Genomic DNA, 19,828 nt, shown 5'->3' with positions numbered 1-19,828 from the left:
GGCGCTCAGCTCAGGTAGCTGATCCGAGTGTCGCGATTCGCACAGCGCGCAAGGTGCTGGGATATGGGCAGCGGGTCGCGACGGCCGTATTCACGCAACTGAAAGTTCTCGGTCCGGATACGGCGCAAGATGTGCTCTCGAAACGCCGTCTCCGACTTGTCGCTCTCGGCCGGCGGTGCGTCGAGCAGACCCATCGAGACGAGATGGAAATCCGAGATGGCGTTGACCGGCGGCGTGGTGCCCAGATCGGCCAGCCGGTTCAGTTCCTTGGCGACTTTGTACAGCCGGGCGTCCATCAAGTTGTTGCGGTGTAGCGCCAGCGAGGGGTAGGGCGCCGGAATCGCACTTCCGAGTTGAAATGACTGATCGAATTGCAGGGCGTCGAGCGAGCCGATCATGAGCGCCGGGTCGCTTGTCATCAGCGATATCAACCCTGTTTCGTGGCAGAAATGACCCAGATCGAACAACTGGCCGTAGCCCAGATGGGCCATCTTTTTCTCCAGCAACTGACCCAACTCGAAGCACGGCATGGCTGACTTTGACGGGCAGCCGTTCACGGCGGGCAGGATCGTATAAAGGGTCTTGAACGCGACGTCGTGCACGGCTCTGCGGATGTCGTGAACACAGTCGGGCACGCTTGCCGTTCGCCATTTCCCGGCGCACCCGTCGATCAGGTCGTCGCCTTTGCGCGTGGAGACGGGGGGCTCGTGATGCACCGGTGGCGAGAGCGGCACGAGCTTGGTCAGGACCGGCGTGAACGCGCCGGATCTGCCGTGTTCGGCCGGGCGGCCGTCCAGTCGCCGCACGCCTTCGTCATCGCGGCGAACTCGCTGCACAGCCACGAGTGAGTCGTTGCCCAAGCGGTCGACGTCGGGCGGGGCAAGCACCGGCAGTTGTACAAGCGCGGGCAAAGGCCCGGCGGCGAGACCGGCCGAGGCGTTGAAGGAGGCGTTGTGGGATAGCGCGAACATGATGGGAATAACCTCTCGGAGATGGTGAGACACAAGGGCGTGCGCAGCTCAGGCACCGCATGCGTTGCGAACGCGGTGACAAGCGCAAGCCATCGTAGAAGTGTCTCGCTCAGGAGGGTTTTCGGTTCGTGCGTGTGGCGTTGGGAAAGCGACCGGCCGCACGGCAAACAAAACGCCCTGCTCGCAAAGCGAAGCAGGGCGTTCACGTCACCATTCGGTGAATCGGATCGTGCTACAGATCCAGCACGAGCATTGTCGATTTGCTGCGCGAGCAGCAGGGCAGCATCTGATCGTTGGCGGCGCGCTCTTCATCGGTCAGATAGACGTCGCGATGATCGGGGGTGCCGTCGATCACGCGCGTGAGACACGTGCCGCAAACCCCTTGCTCGCACGACATCTGGATCTCAACACCTTGTGCCGCGAGTGCCGCCACGATGGTCTCGTCCGCCTTCACATCGATCACGCGACCCGTCGAATGCAGCTTGACCTGAAACGCTGTGGCGCTCGCGCCGTCGGTCGCTGCCGGTGCTGCAAAGTACTCGCGATGCACATTGCCCTCGGGCCATTGCGCGGCTTCCGCACGCGAGAGCACGGCATCGATGAAACCGGCTGGTCCACACACGTACAGATGCTTGCCGCCCGACGGTTGCGCAAGAATCGCGTCGAGGTCGGCGCGAGCCCCCTCGCTGTCGTGATAGACGCGCGTGTTCCCTGCGAGATCCGTCTGCGCGAAGCGTTCGCCGAACGCCGTACGGGCGGGCTCACGCGTGCAGTAGTGCACTTCGAACGAGGCCCCTGCCGCAGCCAATGTCTCTGCCATCGCCAGAATCGGCGTCACGCCGATGCCCCCGGCGAGCAGAATGCTGTGCTTCGCCGTGTCCACCAGCGGGAAGTGATTGCGCGGCTCGCTGATCTCCAGTTCGACACCGGCCGACAGCGCGTGCATGCCGGTCGAGCCACCGCGCGACGCCGGGTCGCGCAACACGCCGAGGCGATAACGCTCGGTGTCCCCGGGCGCATTGCACAGCGAGTATTGCCGCACGAGTCCGCCCGGCAGATGCACGTCGATGTGCGCGCCGGCGGTGAAGCCCGGCAGCGGGCTGCCGTCGAGACTCACCAGATCGAAGGCGCAGATATCGGTTGCGACGTCCTGCTTGTTCGCCAGCCTGACTTTCATGCCGCGTGCTCCGTGTCTTGCGTTGCACCTGCGCGCTCGGCATCGATCAGTCGATCGAGCACCTTGCGCGATTGGACGCCACCGGCGTCGATGTTGAGCTTGAGAATCTTCTTCTCCGGATACGCCGACAGGTTGCGCTGCTGCGCTTCGAGCACGTCCTGGTCTTCAGCGAAGATACCGCCTTGGCCGCGCTTGATCGCCGCGGTCAGCTCGGCGTCTTCCGGCTTGAAGTTGCGTGCCATGCCCCAGAAGTACCAGATCGACTCGTCGGTCTCGGGCGTGATGAAGTCCACCACGATGCTGCCGGCCTTCTTGTCGGCAGGAGCGTTGTAACCGCCATGGCCTGCATGCGCGACACCCACTTCGATCATCACGTGGCTCGGCGGCGTGAAGCGGCAGATCTGCCAGCGATCGCACGGCACCTGATCGTCCAGACCGTTCGCACGCAGCGCGCTCGCCCAGAACGGCGGCGCCTTGATGCTCTCCATGTGACGCGCCGTCACCACGCTGTCACCTTCCGTAACCGTCTTCGGCGGCGCTTCTTCGATTTCTTCCTGCCCGATGCTGCTCGCATGCACGTACGTTTCGTGCGTGAGATCCATCAGGTTGTCGATCATCAGGCGGTAATCGCACTTGATGTGATACAGGCCGCCGCCATAGGCCCACTGGTCGCTCACGGCCCATTCCAGATGCGGAATTTCGTCCGCGTTGGCGAGCGCGGCATCGCCCGGCCACACCCACACGAAGCCATAGCGCTCCACGCACGGGAACGCACGCGTCTTCGGAAAACCGCCGACCCGCTGGCCGACCATCTTGGTGCACTTGCCACCGCCGTCGACCGTCAGGCCGTGATAGCCGCACACCAACTGGCCGTCCTTGACGAAGCCCAGCGACAACGCCGCGCCACGATGCGGGCAGAAGTCTTCCAGCGCGGCCACCTTACCGTCGCCGTCGCGGAAGAACACCATCGGCTCGTTGCAGACCTTGCGGCCCAGCGGCTTCTCGGCAAATTCGTCCGGCGTGCAGGCCACATACCAAGTGTTTTTGAGGAACATGATCGTTTGTCTCCTTGGCGCGTCTGGGGACGGCGCGCTCTTGTTTCGATAGGGAATGAGGAAAAGGTCGGCGGGCGCGCGGGGTCGAAACCCTCAGAGCAACTGCGCCCCCATGCTGTGTTCTTGCGTGACGATGTGCTCGCGGCACATGAATTCGGCACGGTCGGGCTGACGCGCGGCAATCGCCTCGACGATGGCGTGATGCTGGCGATGGGCGTACGCGATGATGTCCGCGTACTGACGGCGATCTTCGTGCCCGAACGCGACCGTGCGGGGCGCGACGAACGGCACCAGATTGCAGCGCGCGATAAAGCCTTCGAGCAGCGGATTCCGGGCCCCCGTCACGAGCAGATCGTGAAAGCGCGCGTTGAGCGACGCGTAGCCGATCTGCACTTCCGGCGTCATGGTGTGATCGGCCAGCAACGCATCGCCTTCGGCGAGCAGGTCGCGCAGTTGCTTGAGCAACTCGGCGCTCGCGCCCTTTTCCGCGAGCAAGCGGGCGGCATACCCTTCGAGCGCGCCGCGCAGATGCAACGCTTCCACGCTCTCGTCCCGGGTGTGGGCACGCACCGCGTAACCGCGTTGTCCGGCGCGTACGACCAACCCTTCCTCTGCGAGCACCGGCAGCGCCTGCCGGATGGGCATGCGCGAGACCCCAAGCTGCTCGGCGAGCTTGGCTTCGGCCAGACGTTCGCCCGGGGCGAGCTCGCCCTTGAGAATCATCTCGCGCAATTGAACGGTGGTCGGCGTGGGGTGCAGCATGCGTTTCCTTTGGGTCGCTGGAGGGCATTGCCGGTCACGAATACTCCGGCCTTTTTTCATTATGGGATCCCGTAAATCCAAATCGCATCAGTAGATACCCTGCTTTATGCAAATATGGGATCCCGTATAGACTCGGCCCTGCATAAATGCGGGTGGTGTCATGCATGCCATGACGCCATCCGGCATCACAAGACAAAAGAGACGGAGACATATCGTGGCAAAGATCATTGGGGGGATTGGCACGTCGCACGTGCCGACCATCGGCGTGGCGTACGACAAGGGCAAGCAGCAGGATCCCGCGTGGGCGCCGCTGTTTCAGGGCTATGAGCCCGTGGCGAAATGGCTGGCCGAGAAGCAGGCCGACGTGCTCGTGTTTTTCTACAACGATCACGCCACGACGTTCTTCTTCGACATGTATCCGACGTTCGCGCTGGGCGTGGGCGAGTCGTTCCCGATTGCCGACGAAGGCGCGGGGCTGCGCCCGCTGCCGCCGATTCGTGGCGACGTGGCGTTGCAGGCGCACATTGCCGAGTCGCTCGTGAACGACGAGTTCGACCTCACCGTGTTTCAGGACAAGCCGATCGATCACGGTTGCGCTTCGCCGCTGCCGCTGCTCTGGCCGCACAAGCCGGACTGGCCGGGCACGGTCGTGCCGATTGCCATCAACGTGTTGCAGTACCCGCTGCCGACCGGCCGCCGCTGCTACCGGCTGGGGCAAGCGGTGCGCCGCGCGATCGAGTCGTATCCGGAAGACCTGCGCGTCGTGGTCGTGGGCACGGGCGGCCTCTCGCACCAGATTCACGGCGAGCGCACTGGCTACAACGACGAAGCATGGGATCGCGAATTCCTCGAATTGCTTGAGCACGAACCCGAGACGCTGGCCGAACTCAAGCACGTGGACTACGTGCGTCGCGGCGGTGCCGAGAGTGTCGAACAGATCATGTGGCTGTCGATGCGCGGTGCCCTCGGCCCGAACATCAAGCGTCTGCATCTGAACTACTACCTGGCGACCACCACGGCGATGACCGTCGCGCTCTACGAGGAGGAAGCCGCATGAATCCGCAGCTCGAAGGCATCGAATCGATCACCGGCACTTACGCGTTCGATTTGCGCGTGAGCAACCGCACGCTGCACCTGAATCGCTTTTTCTGGCACATGATCCGCGCCGAGAACCGCGAAACGTTTCTGAACGATCCGGCCGCCGCGATGACCGCAGCCGGCCTGTCGGCCGAGGAACAGGCGCTGGTGCAAGCGCAGGACTGGCTCGGCCTCGTGCGCCACGGCGTGAACTTCTTCGTACTGGAGAAGTTTGCGCGCGTGGTGCGCAAGACGAATCTGGAGGTGTACGCGATCATGCGTGGCGAGTCGCTCGACGACTTCATGGCAACGCGGCGCGTGCCGACGATGCGCTGAGCGAGCCCCTTGCATGTCGATCGACACCGTCATCAGTCTCACCAACGCCCCCCCGACGTCGAGCCTTGCCTGTCACGAGCGCGGCACCTGGAGCCGCGCGCCGCAGAACAACGACGCCTCGCTGCTATGCCGCAAGTTGCGTGGTTTGCGCGCGATGGTCGCCGTCCTCGAATGCGACTCCGTCGCGCGGGCGGCGCGCATGTTGCATCTGTCGCAGTCGGCGGTGGCGCGCTCGATCTCCGATATCGAAGCGGAGCTGGGCTTCCCGTTGTTTCATCGCAGCGGGCGCGGCCTGATTCCGAACGCAGCGGGTCAGCGTCTCGGCGTACGGGCGACGCGTGCGCTGGCGGAATTGGCCAACGGCTATCGCGAGGCCTTTGCCGCCACGGCGTCACAAGCCGACGGCGGGGCGCGTGCGGCGAGCCGCTTTGCGGCGGTGGTGGCGCCCCAGCAACTCACGAGCTTCATCGCAGTGGCAGAACTGGGGAGCGGCCCGCTGGCGGCGACCCGTCTGCAATGTTCGCAGCCGACCATTCAACGCAATCTCGATCAGCTTGAAGACCTCATCGGCATCAAGCTGTTCCGGCGCACGCCGCGCGGCACGCGACTGACCGACGAGGCACAGGCATTGCTCGGCCCGGTCAAGCGCGCACTCGCGGAGCTGGCGATTGCGGAAGACGAACTCGCGCCATTCGGCGGGCGTCAGCAGGGCACGGTGATCGTCGCCGCGCTGCCGCTGTCGAGCGGCTTTCTGTTGCCGAAGGCCATCGACAGCCTGCTGCACAAGTCGCCGTATCTCACGGTGACCGTCGTCGATGGCACGTACGAGGCGCTGGTGCGCCAACTGCGACAGGCCGACGTCGACATGATCGTCGGCGCGTTGCGGGCGAACGACGTGCCGGCCGACATCCGGCAGGAGGCGTTGTTCGAAGATCACCTGTCGGTGGTCGCGCGGGCCGATCACCCGTGTCTGACGATGGGGCGTGAGCCGACGCTCGCGGAACTGGCGCAGTACGGCTGGGTGAGCCCGCTGCCGTGCACCCCTGCGCGCGGCGTGTTCGAACGCGTTTTTCGCGCAGAAGGACTCGCGCTGCCGCAGACGCAAGTGCATGCGAGCAGTTCGCCGGTGGTGCGCGGGTTGCTGCTGTCGAGCGACCGGCTGGCGTTGCTCTCGCCAGTGCAGATTACGTCCGAGTTGCGTACGGGCGAACTCGCGGTGGTGCCGGTCACGCTTCAGCATGCGCGTCGCTCCATCGGTCTCGCGACGCGCCGCGACGGTCTGTTGTCGCCTGCCGCAGAGCAATTACTCGACGAACTTCGGGCACTCGCCCCGACGGTGCAGCACCCGAACTGACCCCGTGCGGCACCCCCGCACGACTCCCTCCGCGAGCGCGGCGAAATTCGCCGGAATCGCCATGACTTGCATGTCGCGCGACGCGCTCGCGCGAGTGCACTCTCCCGTTTCAGCACCGTGACGACGCCTCCCCGCACAGCCTTGTACGGCGGGCGTTCCACGGGTGGTGCTGCGCGTGTCCCGCAGCGCGAAATTGCGTGCGTCGAAATCGTTCCATAACGTAGGGGAAATCTCGGGGATATACGAAAAACGCAACGCTGGACTCGGGAGTTTCATTCGACGTCACCTTTTCGGCTGCCTAAGCTGTTCCGGACATCATCGAAAAGGCCCGCCTCCCCGGCGCGGACCTCAACAAAAAACGGAGCGGCGCGCGACGCCGACGAGGAGACGACACCATGATGAAGCGCCACTTGTGGCTCGCTGTGGCACTTGCGAGCGTTTGCCAGTTCACCTCCATGGCCGCACGCGCCGACGACATCAAGATCGGCGTGCTGGGCCTGTTCTCCGGTTCCGCCTCATGGTGGGGCACCGAGTACCGTCGCGGTATCAACCTGTGGATGGAGCAGAACAAGAACAAGGTCGGTGACGACACGCTCGTGATTCTGGAGCGCGACGAAGGCGGCGTGAATCCGCAACGCACGCGTCAGCTCGCCCAGGAACTCGTGGTGCGCGATCAGGTGCAGTACCTGTTCGGCGGCTCGTTCACGCCGAACGTGCTGGCGATGGCCGACGTGGCCAACCAGACCAAGACGCCGCTCGTGATCGGCAACTCGGGCACGTCGAGTGTGACGCTCAAGTCGCCGTACTTCGTGCGCACCGGCTTTACGCAATGGACCGTGAGCGTGCCGCTGGTCGAATACGCCGCGAGCAAGGGCATCAAGAACGCCGCCATCGTGGTGGCCGACTTCGCCACGGGCTACGACGCGATCGACGCCTATTCGGAAACCTTCAAGAAAGCCGGCGGCAAGATCAGCGTCGAAGTGAAGGTGCCGCTGGGCACGACGGACTTCTCGAGCTACCTGCAACGCGTGCGCGATGCCAAGCCCGAAGCCGTCTTCATGTTCATGCCGGTGGGCCCGATGTCGGCCGGCTTCGTGAAAGCCTTCAAGGAGCGCGAGCTCGACAAGGCCGGTATTCAGCTCTTCGCGACGACTGAGACGATGGAGTCGGACCTGCCGGCCATCGGCGACAGCGCACTGGGCACGATCACCGCACTGCACTACTCGCCGTACCTGACGTCACCGGAAAACACGACGTTCGTGAAGGCCTACAAGGCCAAGTACGGTTCGGGCGCGCTGCCGTCGATTGCCTCGGTGTCGGCGTACGACTCGATGACGCTGATCGCCCAGATGATCAAGGCCACCAAGGGCAAGAAGGACGCCGACAAGGCCATCGCCGCCGTGAAGGGCTACGCCTGGACGAGCGCACGCGGGCCGGTGTCGATCGACCCGAAGACGCGCGAAATCATCCAGAACGTGTACATCCGTCGCGTAGAGACCATCGACGGCAAGCTTGGCAACAAGCCCATCGAGACGTTCAAGTCGGTGGTCGAGCCGTGGCATCTGAGCCACCCGCAAGTGGCGGCCAAGTAATCCACGCATTCGATGCGATCGATGCGGTCAACGTCATCGATGTGATTGATGTGACTGATGTAACAGCGAGCGCCCACGCGCTCGCTCCCCCCGCCCCCGGTACTTCCTCATGACGCAATCGCTTGCCACTTTCCTGTCGTTGTCGATCGACGGTGTGGCTTACGGGATGCTGCTGTTTCTCATCTCCGTAGGTCTCACGGTCACGCTCGGCGTGATGCGCGTTGTCAACCTCGCGCATTCCGCCTTCGCCATGATCGGCGGTTATTTCACCCTGTGGGCCATGCAGCACGCCGGGCTCGATTTCTTCGTCGCGCTGCTCGTCGGCGTGGCCGGCACGATGGTGCTCGGCGCCGTGCTGGAGCGCACGCTGTATCGCTGGGTCTACACGGCCAATGGTCTCGGGCAATTGCTCATGACGATCGGGCTCGCGTTCATCATCTGCGCCATCGCCAAGCATCTCGCCGGCACGGAGCTGCAAACCATTCCGGTGCCGCAGGGGCTGCGCGGCACGTGGGATCTGGGCGGTTTCTCGGTGTCTATCTATCGCATTTTCGCGCTGGTGTGCAGTGCCGTCGTGGCACTCGGCATCTGGTGGGGGCTGGAGCGCACGCCGTTCGGCGCCAAGCTTCGCGCGGCGGTCGACAACCCGCGCATGGCGCGCTGCGTCGGCATCGACGTGCCGCTGGTGTTCTCGATCACGTTTGCCATCGGTTGCGGCCTGTCGGGTCTCGGTGGGGCGTTGTCCAGCCAGATTCTGCCGCTGGAGCCGTACTACGGGCTGAAGTATCTGGTGCTCGTGCTGATCGTGGTGGCCGCCGGTGGTCTGGGCAGCCTGCGTGGCTCGCTGTACGCCGGTCTGTTGCTCGGTCTCATCGATACGCTGGGGCGCTACTACGTGCCTGCGCTCGGCGCTTTCATGATCTATCTGGCCGTGCTGGCCATTCTGCTGATCCGCCCGCAAGGGTTGGTCGGTCGCGCCTGAGCGGAGGGTGACGATGCAAAACACGAATCCCTCCCAACTGCCGGCGGCCGGTGTGGCGCAGGTGGCCCCGGCGCTGCGCCGCAAGCGGCTTGGCGTGCTCGATGCCGTGCTGCTCGTCGCAGCCGTGGCGACGTACTTCTTTGCCGATCTGTATCTCGCGCTCGCCACGAGCGTGGTGATCATGATCATCTTCGCGCTCTCGCTCGATCTCGTGCAGGGCTACTGCGGTATCGAAACGCTCGGTCATGCGGCGTTTTTCGGCAGCGGGGCCTATGCCGCCGGTCTGTTCGCGCTGCATGTCTCGCCGAACCCGCTGCTGGGTCTGGTCGCAGGTGCGCTCGTCGCGGCGGTGGTCGGGTTGATTACGGGCATCGTGGTGCTGCGCGTGAGCGGCCTCACACAGATCATGCTCACGCTCGCGTGCGCCACGCTGCTGTATGAGGCGGGCAACATCGCCAAGTCGATCACGATGGGCGACGACGGTCTGACCGGCTACACCATTGCCCCGGTGCTCGGCCTGTTCGAGTTCGATATCTACGGCCACACGGCGTACGTCTATGCGCTGGTGGTGCTGGTGGTGGTCTTTCTGTTCACGCAGTTCCTCGTCAACTCGCCGTTCGGCCTGACGGTGCAGGGCATTCGCGAGAACGCCATGCGCATGTCGCTGCTGGGCGTTCGTGTGGGCTTTCGCCGCCTGATGCTGTACACGATCGCCGCTGCGGTGGCCGGTGTGGCCGGTGCGCTCTCCGCGCAGGTCAACAACATCGTGGCGCTCGACACGCTGTCGTTCACGCTGTCGGCCAACGTGCTGGTGATGCTGGCGCTGGGCGGCACCGGACGCCTCTACGGCGCGGTACTCGGCGCCGTGGTGTTCATGGTGCTGTCCGACCGTATTGCCGCCATCGATCCGACCAACTGGCTGGCCGCGTTGGGCGTGCTGCTGATCGTGGTGGTGCGCTTCGCGCCGGACGGCCTCATCGGTGTGGTGGATCGCTTCGCGTTGCGTGCGCGCCGCCGTCATGCGCCCGCCAAAGCGAGCGCAGACAAGGAGGTGACGCTGTGAGCGCCGCACTCGAAATTCAAGGGCTGTCGAAGCGCTTCGGTCAGCTCGACGTGACCCGCAATGTGACGCTCTCGCTGCAAGCCGGGGCACGTCACGCGCTGATCGGCCCGAACGGTGCCGGCAAGAGCACGTTGATGAACCTGCTTACCGGCGTGCTCAAGCCCAACTCGGGCGTGGTGCGCGTGGGTGGCACCGACGTCACGTCGATGCCCTCGCACAAGCGCGTGAAGCTCGGGCTGGCGCGCACGTTCCAACTGAACACGTTGTTCAACACGCTGACCGTGGCCGAGAACGTCGGCCTTGCGCTCACTTCGCGCCGTGGGCTCGACGGCCGTATCGGCAAGCCGCTGGCGAATCGTCCCGAAGTCGTGGAAGAAGCGGCGGAGCGTCTGCGTGCGCTCGGCATGCTCGATCTCGCGGGCCGCCGCATCGACGAGCTCGCCTACGGCCAGCGTCGTCAGGTGGAGATTGCGCTGGGGCTGGCACTCGACCCGAAGGTGCTGCTGCTCGACGAACCTGTCGCAGGTGTGCCGTCGGGGCAGGGCCGCAAGTTGTTCGACCTGCTCGAACGTTTGCCTGAAGACGTGGCGGTGATGGTCATCGAACACGACATGGATCTGGTCTTCCGTTTTGCGCGCCGTATCACCGTGTTGGTGGAAGGCGCCGTGCTGATGGAAGGCGAAAAAGAAGAAGTGCGCCGCGACCCGCGTGTGCGCGACATTTATCTGGGGCGTCGCCATGACTGACATCCTGCTCGAAGCCGGCGGTCTGAGCGCGGGCTATGGCGAGACCATCGTGCTCGAAGACCTGAGCCTGCGTCTGGCCGCTGGCGAAGCCATCGCCATTCTGGGCCGCAACGGTGTGGGCAAGAGCACGTTGTTGCTCAGCCTGCTCGGGTTGACCACGCGCCACGGCGGCGTGATCCGCTATCTCGAAAACGACATCTCGCATTGGCCTGCCTACAAGCGGGCGCGCGCCGGTCTCGCATTGGTGCCGCAGGAGCGCGAGATCTTCAAGTCGCTCTCCGTCGAAGAGAACCTGCAAGTCTCGGCCATGGGGGAGGCGTGGACGTTGGAGCGCGTGTACGACCTGTTTCCGCGGCTGGCCGAGCGACGCCGCAATCTGGGCAACCAACTCTCGGGCGGCGAGCAGCAGATGCTCGCCATCGGCCGTGCGCTGATCGGCAACCCCCGCGTGGTGCTGTTCGACGAACCCTTCGAAGGGCTCGCGCCGGTGATCGTCGACCAACTCGTCGACGCGTTCTGGAAGCTGCGTGCCGACGGTGGCATGGGCGTCGTGCTGGTGGAGCAACACGCCGAACTGGGGCTGGAGTTGACCGACCGCGCGCTCGTGCTCGACCGGGGCCGCGAGGTCTGGGCAGGGCGCAGCAGTGAACTCGCAGCGTCGCCGGAATTGCTCGGTGCGCTCGTTGGGCTGGAAAGCGTTTGATCGCCTGTGGATGGCACGACGCATTACGCATCACGTATTGACGGAACATCATGACGACATCACAGAACACAAATACGACGGCGCTCTCCGGCCTCGTCGTCAGCGCCCACTCGGCAGACTTCGTCTGGCGCGCGGCAGGCACCATCGCCACGCACGTGGCGCAGGGCTATCGCATGAAGGTCGTCTGCCTCTCGTTCGGCGAGCGGGGCGAGTCGGCCAAGCTCTGGCGCAAGGGTGCCGAGATGACCGAAGCCAAGGTCAAGGCGGCACGCCGTGACGAGGCGCAACGCGCGGCCGACATTCTCGGCGCGGAAATCGAGTTTCTCGATATCGGCGACTACCCGATGCGCGTGTCCGACGAGACGCTGTTCCGTCTCGTGGATATCTATCGCGAGTTGCAGCCGTCGTTCGTGCTGAGCCACTCGGAGAAAGACCCGTACAACTTCGACCACCCGCTCGCGATGCACGTGACGCAAGAAGCCCGCGTGATCGCGCAGGCCGAAGGTCACAAGCCGGGCGAAAAAGTGATTGGCGCCCCGGCGGTGCTGGCGTTCGAGCCGCACCAGACCGAGCAGTGCGAATGGATTCCCAACACGTTTGTCGACATCACGCCGGTGTGGGAAACGAAGCGCGCGGCCATCGAGTGCATGGCCGGTCAGGAACACCTGTGGGATTACTACACGCGCGTCGCCCTGCAACGCGGCGTGCAGGCCAAGCGCAACATCGGCATCACGGCCACGCGCGACATCAAATATGCAGAAGGGCTCATGCGTCTGACGCCCGTCGTTACGGAGCAACTGTCATGATTCGCGGCGTCGTCGTTCGTCAGATTCCCCGCGTCGATGCGGCCACCCTCGACATTCTGCGCAGCGCTGGCAGTGCCACCGTGCACGAGGCGCAGAGCCGTCTCGGCCTGATGGCCACCTACTTGCGCCCGATTTACGCCGGTGCCGCCGTGGCCGGTAGCGCGGTGACCGTGCTGGCACCGCCGTCGGACAACTGGATGCTGCACGTCGCCGTCGAACAGGCACAGCCCGGCGACATCGTCGTGGTCGGCGTGACCTCGCCGTGCGACGACGGTTACTTCGGCGATCTGCTCGCCACGTCGATGAAAGCACGCGGCGTCGCAGGCCTCGTCATCGACGCCGGTTGCCGTGACATCGCCACGCTGACGGAAATGAAATTCCCGGTCTGGTCGAAAGCCATCTCTTCGCAAGGCACGGTCAAGGAAACGCTCGGCTCGGTGAACGTGCCGGTGGTGTGCGCGAATCAGATCGTGCATCCGGGCGACGTGATCGTGGCCGACGACGACGGTGTAACGGTCGTGCCGTACGCCACGGCGCAAGCGGTCGCGAAAGCCGCTGCGGCGCGCGGTGCCGACGAAGCGTACAAGCGCGAGGTGCTCGCGGGCGGCACGCTGGGTCTGGACTATTACAAGATGCGCGAACGTCTGGCCGCGAAGGGCCTGCGCTACGTCGACTCGCTCGACGAGCTCGACGCATCTGAAGACAAGTGACGATGACCGTGGGCGAACTCGTGAAGCCATTGCACCTGCACTCGCAGACGCGCATCGACGCAGCGGTCATTCGCGGCGGCACGTCGAAGGGACTGTACTTTCTCGCCGACGATCTGCCCGCCGATGCCGCAACGCGCGACGCCGTGCTGCTCGCCGCGATGGGGTCGCCCGACGCGCGCCAGATCGACGGCATGGGCGGCGCGGATCCGCTCACGAGCAAGGTGGCGATTGTCTCGCGCGCGACGCGTGACGATGCCGACGTCGATTACCTGTTTGCCCAAGTCGTCGTGGACGAAGCCCGCGTCGACTACGGGCAGAACTGCGGCAATCTGCTCGCCGGGGTCGGGCCGTTCGCGATCGAGCGGGGGCTCGTGGCGACGACGGGCGATGTGACGAGCGTCGGCATTCACATGGTCAATACGGGGCAGGTGGCGCTCGCTACTGTGCAGACGCCCGCCGACGCCGTGAAGTACGACGGCGACGTGGCCATCGACGGCGTGCCGGGTACGGCCGCCCCGATTCCGCTGATGTTCCGCGATACCGCCGGTTCGACCTGTGGCGCGCTGTTCCCGACCGGACAACGTCAGGACGTCGTCGACGGTGTGGCCGTGACCTGCATCGACAACGGCATGCCGCTCGTGTTGATGCGCGCGGCAGATCTGGGCTGCACCGGCGCGGAGTCGTGCGAACAGTTGGAAACGGGCGCGGAATTTCAGCCGCTGCGCGAGAAGATCGAAGCGATTCGTCTCGCCATCGGCCCGCGCATGAACCTTGGCGACGTGCGCTCGCGCACGGTGCCGAAAATGTGTCTCGTGGCACCGCCGCAAGCGGGCGGCGCGCTGCTCACGCGTTGTTTCATTCCGCATCGCTGCCACTCGTCGATCGGCGTGCTGGCGGCGGTGAGTGTGGCGACGGCGGCGGCATTGCCGGGCACCGTCTGTCACGAGATGGCATTGGTGCCCGATGACGCTGCGCCGCTGTTGTCGATTGAACATCCGACCGGTGAGTTCACCGTGCGCCTGACGCTCGCATGCAATGACGCCGGTGAGAGCGAAGTAACGGGCGCCGGGCTGCTGCGCACCGCGCGCTGGCTCTTCGACGGTCAGGTGTGCATACCGCGTAGCGTCTGGGTGCAGGGAGGGAAGCCATGAGCACCGAACGTCCCCCGTTGCTCATGCTTCCCGGCTTGCTCTGCGATCAGGTGGCGTGGGCCGCTACGGCCGCGCTGCTGCCGGAATACGACTGCCGCGTGCCTGCATGGGGCGCACTCGACACCATCGAGGCCATGGCGCGCCACGTGCTCGCGACGGTGACTGAGCCGCGCTTCGCCGTTGCCGGGCATTCGATGGGCGGGCGTATCGCATTGGAAGTGGTGCGGCTTGCACCGGCACGCGTCACGCATCTCGCCCTGCTCGATACGGGGTATCAGGCACTGCCCGAAGGGGAGGCCGCCGAGAAGGAGCGCGCAGGCCGCGCCGCGTTGCTGGCGCGCTCGCGTGAAGCGGGCATGCGCGCGATGGGGCTGGTGTGGGCCACCGGCATGGTGCATCCCGACCAGATTGGCACGCCGCTGTTCGACGCGATTCTCGACATGATCGAGCGCAGTCATCCCGACCAGTTCGCCGCACAGATTCATGCGCTGCTGGGCCGCCCGGACGCCACGCCGCAACTCGCCGGCATTCATTGCCCGACGCTGGTCCTGTGCGGCCGGCAAGACACGTGGAGCCCGCTCGCCCGCCACGAAATCATGGCCGGGATGATGCCGCACGCCACGTTGTGCGTGATCGAAGAGAGCGGCCACATGAGCCCGATGGAGCGCCCGCAAGCCGTTGCCGCCGCGCTGCGCGCATGGCTCGCTACGGCGCCCGCCGATCCCGATTTCAATTCCGATTCCGATTCCGATAGCACGGCACGACTCGCATGAGCGCTCAAGACACGACACACGCGATTGACCAGAACACCCTCGACGCCATGCTCGCCAAGCAGGCGTGTCAGGACCTCGTGATGCGTTTTGCCGCGTGCAACGACCGGCGCGATCCGCAAGGACTCGCCGCGCTCTTCACGGAGAAAGGCGTGCTGGTGCGTCCGGGCAGCGACCCATTGGTCGGGCAGGCAGCGATCGCGGCGGCGTATGCCGACCGTCCTGCCGAACGGCTCACGCGGCACCTCGTCGGCAACGTGCTGATCGATGTGACGTCGGCCACTGGTGCCATCGGCAGCAGCACCGTGCTGCTGTGGAGCGGGTCGACGCAAGACGTGGCGGGGCCGTTCGGGCGTCCCGCGCAGGGCCGGCAAGTGATGGGCGAATTCGAAGACACGTTCGTCAAGACGGCACAGGGTTGGCGCATCGCGAGACGCGAGGCGCGCTTCACCTTCGTGCGTGAAGCGTGAGGGGTCACGCAACACGTTGCGCGTAACACGTAACGCGCGATTCACGATTTGGCAGTTTGCAGTCTGGAGGTAGCAGGGCAAAAGAAGTCAAAAGGCGGGCCGGCGTCATTGCCACCAGTCCGACGTTTGGCGTGGGGTAGTAGTGCATTCATAAAATTAGGGGACAGAAGTGAAATTGAAATACGCATTGGCCGCAGGCCTGATGCTGGGTGCAGGCCTGGCACAAGCACAAAGCAACGTCACGTTGTACGGGATCATCGATACCGGCATCGCCTATTACAACAATGCCGCGGGTGGTGGCAGCTTCGTCGGTGAACCGACGCTGACCGGCAAGGTGCCGTCGCGCTTCGGCTTCAAGGGTGTGGAAGATCTGGGTGGCGGTCTCAAGGCCGTCTTCACGTTGGAAAACGGTTTCCAGCCGGGCACGGGCGGCCTGAACTACGGCGGGCGTCTGTTCGGCCGTCAGGCCAACGTCGGGTTGTCGGGCGCGTGGGGTACGTTCCTCATCGGCCGTCAGAACAACATGACGTTCTACGTGACCGGCAACGCCGACGTGATCGGACCGTCGATCTTCTCGCTCGCGAGTATCGACCCGTACATCGCCAACGCGCGCAGCGACAGCGCCGTGGGTTACATGGGCAAGTTCTACGGCGTGACGCTGGGCGCGACGTACAGCTTCGGGCGCGATGGTTCGGCCGCCGGTGGTCCGTCGGCCACGAACTGCGCGGGTAACGTGGCGGGCAACTATCAGGCATGTAAGCAATTCACCGGCCTGATCGGTTACGACTACGAGAACTTCGGTATCTCGGCATCGTACGACCAGATGCGCGGCAACACGGGCGCCGCAGCGCCGCTGACGAGCTCGCAATACACCGACTCGCACGCCGTGATCAATGCGTACTACAAGTGGTCGTCGGGCCGCGTGGGCGGTGGCTGGATTCACCGCAACGTGAGCGCCGATGCCGCATCGCTCAGCTCGGACATCTACTTCCTCGGCTTCACGTATCTGCCGACGATCACCTGGGCGTTCGATGCACAGGCAATCCGTTACCAACTGAAGAGCCGTGCCAACGCGACCATGCTGATCGGCCGCGCTACGTACTCGCTGTCCAAGCGTACGTCGCTGTACGGCATGGCCGGCTGGGTAGCGAACAGCCAGAAGGGTGTCGTGGCGATCGCCGCCGGTGGCTCGGTGGTCACGGGTGCAAACCAGTTCGGCACGATGCTGGGTATTCAGCACACGTTCTGATCGCGCTGACTCGTTGCGTCGTTGCATCGCTGATCCGCTGACGCGAACTTTGCTTCGCGTTTGCCGGACGGCGATACCGATACGCGGCGCCGCGCGCGTGAATTCGTCCGGGGGGGCGATTCACATGCCGTGCGGCGCCGCGTCACTCCCTCCTGCTGCGGCATACGACGTGGTGGCGGTGCCGCGCACCACGAGAGAGTGATCCGGCAGACGTCGCGTGGCCGTACCGTGTGCAGCCGTACATTCCCCGAGCTGCACCTTCGCGCGCGATCTTCCTGCCCGGCCCGGGTGGTTCAGTCAACCGTTCCCCGGGCCGTCCATTTTTCCCCCGTCACTGTCGGCGACGGTGGGGTTTGCGCCGCGGATATCGCGCCCTTGCGACCGTGCCCCGCCGCGCTCTCGTTTTGCATTTCCGGTAACCTGCGCATGTCCCAAAGCGTGACCCAACCCATGCCACCTTCCGCGCCGCTGGCCGATGGACTGAGCGCCCGCGCCCGGCGCATCGCCGTGCCTTCCATCTTGCTCGGCACCTTTCTGGGCAATCTCGACGCGTCCATTGCCAACGTTGCGCTGCCGACCATCGCGCGCGATCTGGTGGCCGACCCGGCGTCGACGGTGTGGGTCGTCAACGCCTATCAACTGATTTTCGCCATGGCCGTGCTGCCGCTCGCTGCATTGGGCGAGAAGCTCGGCTACCGGCGTGTGTTCTTGTTCGGCGTGGCTGGTTTTACTGTGGCATCGCTCGGCTGTGCGCTCGCACCGAATCTCGCGTGGCTGGTGGCGGCGCGGGTCGTGCAGGGTTTGTGCGGTGCGTGCATGTCGACCATCGTGCCCGCGCTGTTGCGGATGGTGTTTCCGCCGAACATGGGTGGCCGCGCGATCTCGTTACTGGCCTTGACCGTCGCGCTCTCGACGGCGGCGGGCCCCAGTGTCGCGGCTGTGATTTTGTCGCTGGCCGACTGGCGCTGGCTGTTCGCCATCAACCTGCCGATCGGTGTGGCCGCTTTCGTCGCCTCGTCGCGTTTTCTGCCTGCGACACCGGGGGCCGAGCGGCGGCTCGACGTGCCGGGGGCATTGCTCAACGCCGTGGCGTTGGCACTCATCATCATCGGGTTAGGGCATGTGGGTGAGGCCGGGCACCATGGCGTGGCGGCGTTGCAGATCGTGCTCGGGCTGGTGGCCGCCGTGATTCTCGTGCGTCATCAGCGCACGCAGACGTCGCCGCTGCTGCCGCTGGATCTGATGCGCGTGCCGGTGCTCGCGTTGTCGTCGCTCACGTCGATCGCCTGTTATATGGCGCAGACGCTCGCGTACGTCGGCATGCCGTTTTTGTTGCAGCATGCGTTCGCGCGCGGTGAGGCGGTGACGGGGTTGCTGATTACGCCTTGGCCGCTGGTGATCGTGTTTGTCGCACCGCTCGCGGGCCGCTGGTCTGACCGCTTCGACAGCGCTCGCATGAGCGCGCTGGGGCTGGCGGTGTTTGCCGTGGGGCTGGCGTCGCTCGCGTGGTTGCCGGCGGACGCTTCGAACTGGGGCATCGCCGCACGCATGGCAGTGTGCGGTATCGGTTTCGGGTTCTTCCAGACGCCCAACAATCGCATCATCATGATGGGCGCGCCGCGTGAGCGCAGCGGCGCGGCCAGCGGGCTGATGACGATTGCCCGCACGGTTGGCATGACGCTGGGGGCCGCGCTCGTCGCGTTGCTTTTCGATGTCTATGGCGATGCCGGGGCGCACGCGGCGATGGTGGCAGCGACGGTGCTGGCGGCGGTGGGTGGTGCGGTGAGTCTGCTGCGGGTGAGAGCGAAGGCCAGCGCCAAGGCATAAGCGACGTGAGCGACGGTCGCGATGGTCGCGACGTGCGCTGCACAAGGGTTCCGGCTTCTGACCCTGCTTCCGTTCCCGGTGCCGTTCCCGCTACCGTCCTCGTAAGGCTGGCTGAGTCGATTTGTCAAAGCGGGCCTTGCGCGATAGCATCGTGCCTTTCCGTGGTTTCGCTGCGGTGCCCGCCGGGCACTGCGCGCCCCAATGCCGGTGTCTCCAGTGTCTCCTTCTCACGTACTGAGCCGACGCCGCCGGGCGAACCGCGCCCGCAGCGAACATGGCGGACGCGGCCCGGTCTGGCTGTTCGATCTCGACAACACCCTGCATCGCGCATCGCACGCGATCTTTCCGCGTATTAACCGCGCGATGACGGCGTATATCGTCGAAAAGCTGGGCTTGCCGCACGACGAGGCGAACCGTCTGCGGTTTTCCTATACGCAACGATACGGCGCGGTGCTGCTTGGACTCATCAAGCATCACGCCATCGATCCACATGACTTTCTGGCGCGGGTGCACGAGCTGCCGCCGCTGGCCGAGGTGTTGCGCGCCGAACGAGGGCTCGGCCGGCTGCTCGCGGGGTTGCCCGGGCGCAAGATTCTGCTGACCAATGCCCCCGCGGCTTACGCGATGGCGATTGTCGATGCGTTGGGCATTCGCCGGCATTTCGAGCGCTGCGTCAGCATCGAAGACATGGCCGACCGGCATGCATGGCGAGCCAAGCCGGACGCGATCATGCTGCGCCGGTTGTTGGCGAAGGAGGACCTCGCGCCGCACCGGACGTGGCTGGTCGAAGATACGCGCTCGCATCTGAAGCACCTGCGGCATTTCGGCATCGGCACCGTATGGATTACGGGGCATCTGCCGACGAGAAACAGCCACGGCGACGTGATGCCGCGCAGTGGGCGCCCACACTATGTGGATATCAAAGTACAATCTCTGCGCGAGTTACGGGCGCGCCTTGCGACCGGGGCCGGCGCGAGACGCATCGCCCGGGCCGCCCGACAATCAAATCCCTACCGATAACGACCAG

General features: G+C 65.0%; 20 protein-coding genes. 16 read left to right on the top strand and 4 right to left on the bottom strand.

Annotation, left to right across the window (positions count from 1 at the left end; all coding sequences use genetic code 11):
* Window positions 1-5 precede the first annotated feature (5 nt).
* The 4 genes from CDV46_RS03080 to CDV46_RS03065 form a co-directional block, all read right to left on the bottom strand.
* Window positions 6-971 (bottom strand): hypothetical protein, encoded by a 966-nt coding sequence (locus CDV46_RS03080; protein ID WP_087721764.1) that lies wholly within the window; start codon window positions 969-971, stop codon window positions 6-8.
* Window positions 972-1,203: 232 nt separating this feature from the next.
* Window positions 1,204-2,148, bottom strand: coding sequence for a PDR/VanB family oxidoreductase (locus CDV46_RS03075; RefSeq protein WP_087721763.1), 945 nt, complete (start codon window positions 2,146-2,148; stop codon window positions 1,204-1,206).
* A complete protein-coding gene (locus CDV46_RS03070; protein ID WP_087690328.1) occupies window positions 2,145-3,203 on the bottom strand; it encodes an aromatic ring-hydroxylating dioxygenase subunit alpha in 1,059 nt (352 codons plus the stop codon). The genes CDV46_RS03075 and CDV46_RS03070 overlap by 4 nt, the downstream gene beginning before the upstream one ends.
* Before the next feature lie 93 nt (window positions 3,204-3,296).
* The gene (locus CDV46_RS03065) at window positions 3,297-3,965 is read right to left on the bottom strand and encodes a GntR family transcriptional regulator (RefSeq protein ID WP_087690326.1); all 669 of its coding nucleotides are present in this window, start codon (window positions 3,963-3,965) and stop codon (window positions 3,297-3,299) included.
* 214 nt (window positions 3,966-4,179) lie between these two features.
* Between CDV46_RS03065 and CDV46_RS03060 the strand changes: the two genes are divergently transcribed.
* From CDV46_RS03060 to CDV46_RS02985, 16 genes are all read left to right on the top strand, one after another.
* On the top strand, window positions 4,180-5,022 hold the full coding sequence (locus tag CDV46_RS03060) for a gallate dioxygenase (protein WP_087690324.1): 843 nt from the start codon (window positions 4,180-4,182) through the stop codon (window positions 5,020-5,022).
* Window positions 5,019-5,378: a protocatechuate 3,4-dioxygenase gene (locus CDV46_RS03055; protein WP_087690323.1), complete on the top strand. Its 360-nt coding sequence runs from the start codon at window positions 5,019-5,021 to the stop codon at window positions 5,376-5,378. The genes CDV46_RS03060 and CDV46_RS03055 overlap by 4 nt, the downstream gene beginning before the upstream one ends.
* Window positions 5,379-5,391: 13 nt before the next feature.
* Entirely contained in the window at window positions 5,392-6,732 is a 1,341-nt protein-coding gene (locus CDV46_RS03050) for a LysR family transcriptional regulator (RefSeq protein ID WP_087721762.1), read from the top strand.
* A gap of 395 nt (window positions 6,733-7,127) precedes the next feature.
* Complete coding sequence (locus CDV46_RS03045; RefSeq protein ID WP_087690319.1) at window positions 7,128-8,324, top strand: ABC transporter substrate-binding protein; 1,197 nt, start codon at window positions 7,128-7,130, stop codon at window positions 8,322-8,324.
* A 109-nt stretch (window positions 8,325-8,433) separates the two neighbouring features.
* Window positions 8,434-9,306, top strand: coding sequence for a branched-chain amino acid ABC transporter permease (locus CDV46_RS03040; protein WP_058376841.1), 873 nt, complete (start codon window positions 8,434-8,436; stop codon window positions 9,304-9,306).
* 13 nt (window positions 9,307-9,319) lie between these two features.
* Window positions 9,320-10,369, top strand: a complete 1,050-nt coding sequence (locus CDV46_RS03035; RefSeq protein WP_087721761.1) for a branched-chain amino acid ABC transporter permease — start codon at window positions 9,320-9,322, stop codon at window positions 10,367-10,369.
* Window positions 10,366-11,115, top strand: a complete 750-nt coding sequence (locus CDV46_RS03030) for an ABC transporter ATP-binding protein (RefSeq protein ID WP_087721760.1) — start codon at window positions 10,366-10,368, stop codon at window positions 11,113-11,115. The genes CDV46_RS03035 and CDV46_RS03030 overlap by 4 nt, the downstream gene beginning before the upstream one ends.
* A complete protein-coding gene (locus tag CDV46_RS03025) occupies window positions 11,108-11,818 on the top strand; it encodes an ABC transporter ATP-binding protein (RefSeq protein WP_058376844.1) in 711 nt (236 codons plus the stop codon). The genes CDV46_RS03030 and CDV46_RS03025 overlap by 8 nt, the downstream gene beginning before the upstream one ends.
* Before the next feature lie 50 nt (window positions 11,819-11,868).
* On the top strand, window positions 11,869-12,624 hold the full coding sequence (locus CDV46_RS03020; protein ID WP_087690313.1) for a PIG-L deacetylase family protein: 756 nt from the start codon (window positions 11,869-11,871) through the stop codon (window positions 12,622-12,624).
* On the top strand, window positions 12,621-13,334 hold the full coding sequence (locus tag CDV46_RS03015; protein ID WP_176398991.1) for a 4-carboxy-4-hydroxy-2-oxoadipate aldolase/oxaloacetate decarboxylase: 714 nt from the start codon (window positions 12,621-12,623) through the stop codon (window positions 13,332-13,334). The genes CDV46_RS03020 and CDV46_RS03015 overlap by 4 nt, the downstream gene beginning before the upstream one ends.
* A 2-nt stretch (window positions 13,335-13,336) precedes the next feature.
* Window positions 13,337-14,485: a 4-oxalomesaconate tautomerase gene (locus tag CDV46_RS03010; protein WP_087721759.1), complete on the top strand. Its 1,149-nt coding sequence runs from the start codon at window positions 13,337-13,339 to the stop codon at window positions 14,483-14,485.
* Entirely contained in the window at window positions 14,482-15,258 is a 777-nt protein-coding gene (locus CDV46_RS03005; RefSeq protein WP_087721758.1) for an alpha/beta fold hydrolase, read from the top strand. Before CDV46_RS03010 ends, CDV46_RS03005 begins: the two co-directional genes overlap by 4 nt.
* Window positions 15,255-15,725, top strand: coding sequence for a nuclear transport factor 2 family protein (locus CDV46_RS03000; protein ID WP_087721757.1), 471 nt, complete (start codon window positions 15,255-15,257; stop codon window positions 15,723-15,725). The genes CDV46_RS03005 and CDV46_RS03000 overlap by 4 nt, the downstream gene beginning before the upstream one ends.
* Before the next feature lie 202 nt (window positions 15,726-15,927).
* Window positions 15,928-16,974 carry a porin gene (locus CDV46_RS02995; protein WP_170936079.1) on the top strand — a complete coding sequence of 349 codons (1,047 nt, stop codon included), beginning with the start codon at window positions 15,928-15,930 and terminating at the stop codon, window positions 16,972-16,974.
* A gap of 426 nt (window positions 16,975-17,400) precedes the next feature.
* Complete coding sequence (locus CDV46_RS02990; protein ID WP_254915910.1) at window positions 17,401-18,801, top strand: MFS transporter; 1,401 nt, start codon at window positions 17,401-17,403, stop codon at window positions 18,799-18,801.
* Between the two features lie 201 nt (window positions 18,802-19,002).
* Window positions 19,003-19,821 carry a pyrimidine 5'-nucleotidase gene (locus tag CDV46_RS02985; protein WP_174995943.1) on the top strand — a complete coding sequence of 273 codons (819 nt, stop codon included), beginning with the start codon at window positions 19,003-19,005 and terminating at the stop codon, window positions 19,819-19,821.
* The last annotated feature ends 7 nt before the right edge of the window (window positions 19,822-19,828 follow it).

The sequence above is a fragment of the Pandoraea sp. PE-S2T-3 genome (genome assembly GCF_002179965.1).
Taxonomy (GTDB): Bacteria; Pseudomonadota; Gammaproteobacteria; order Burkholderiales; family Burkholderiaceae; genus Pandoraea.
Note: the sequence above shows the minus strand (reverse complement) of the source record. Positions and strands in the feature narration are given on the sequence as shown.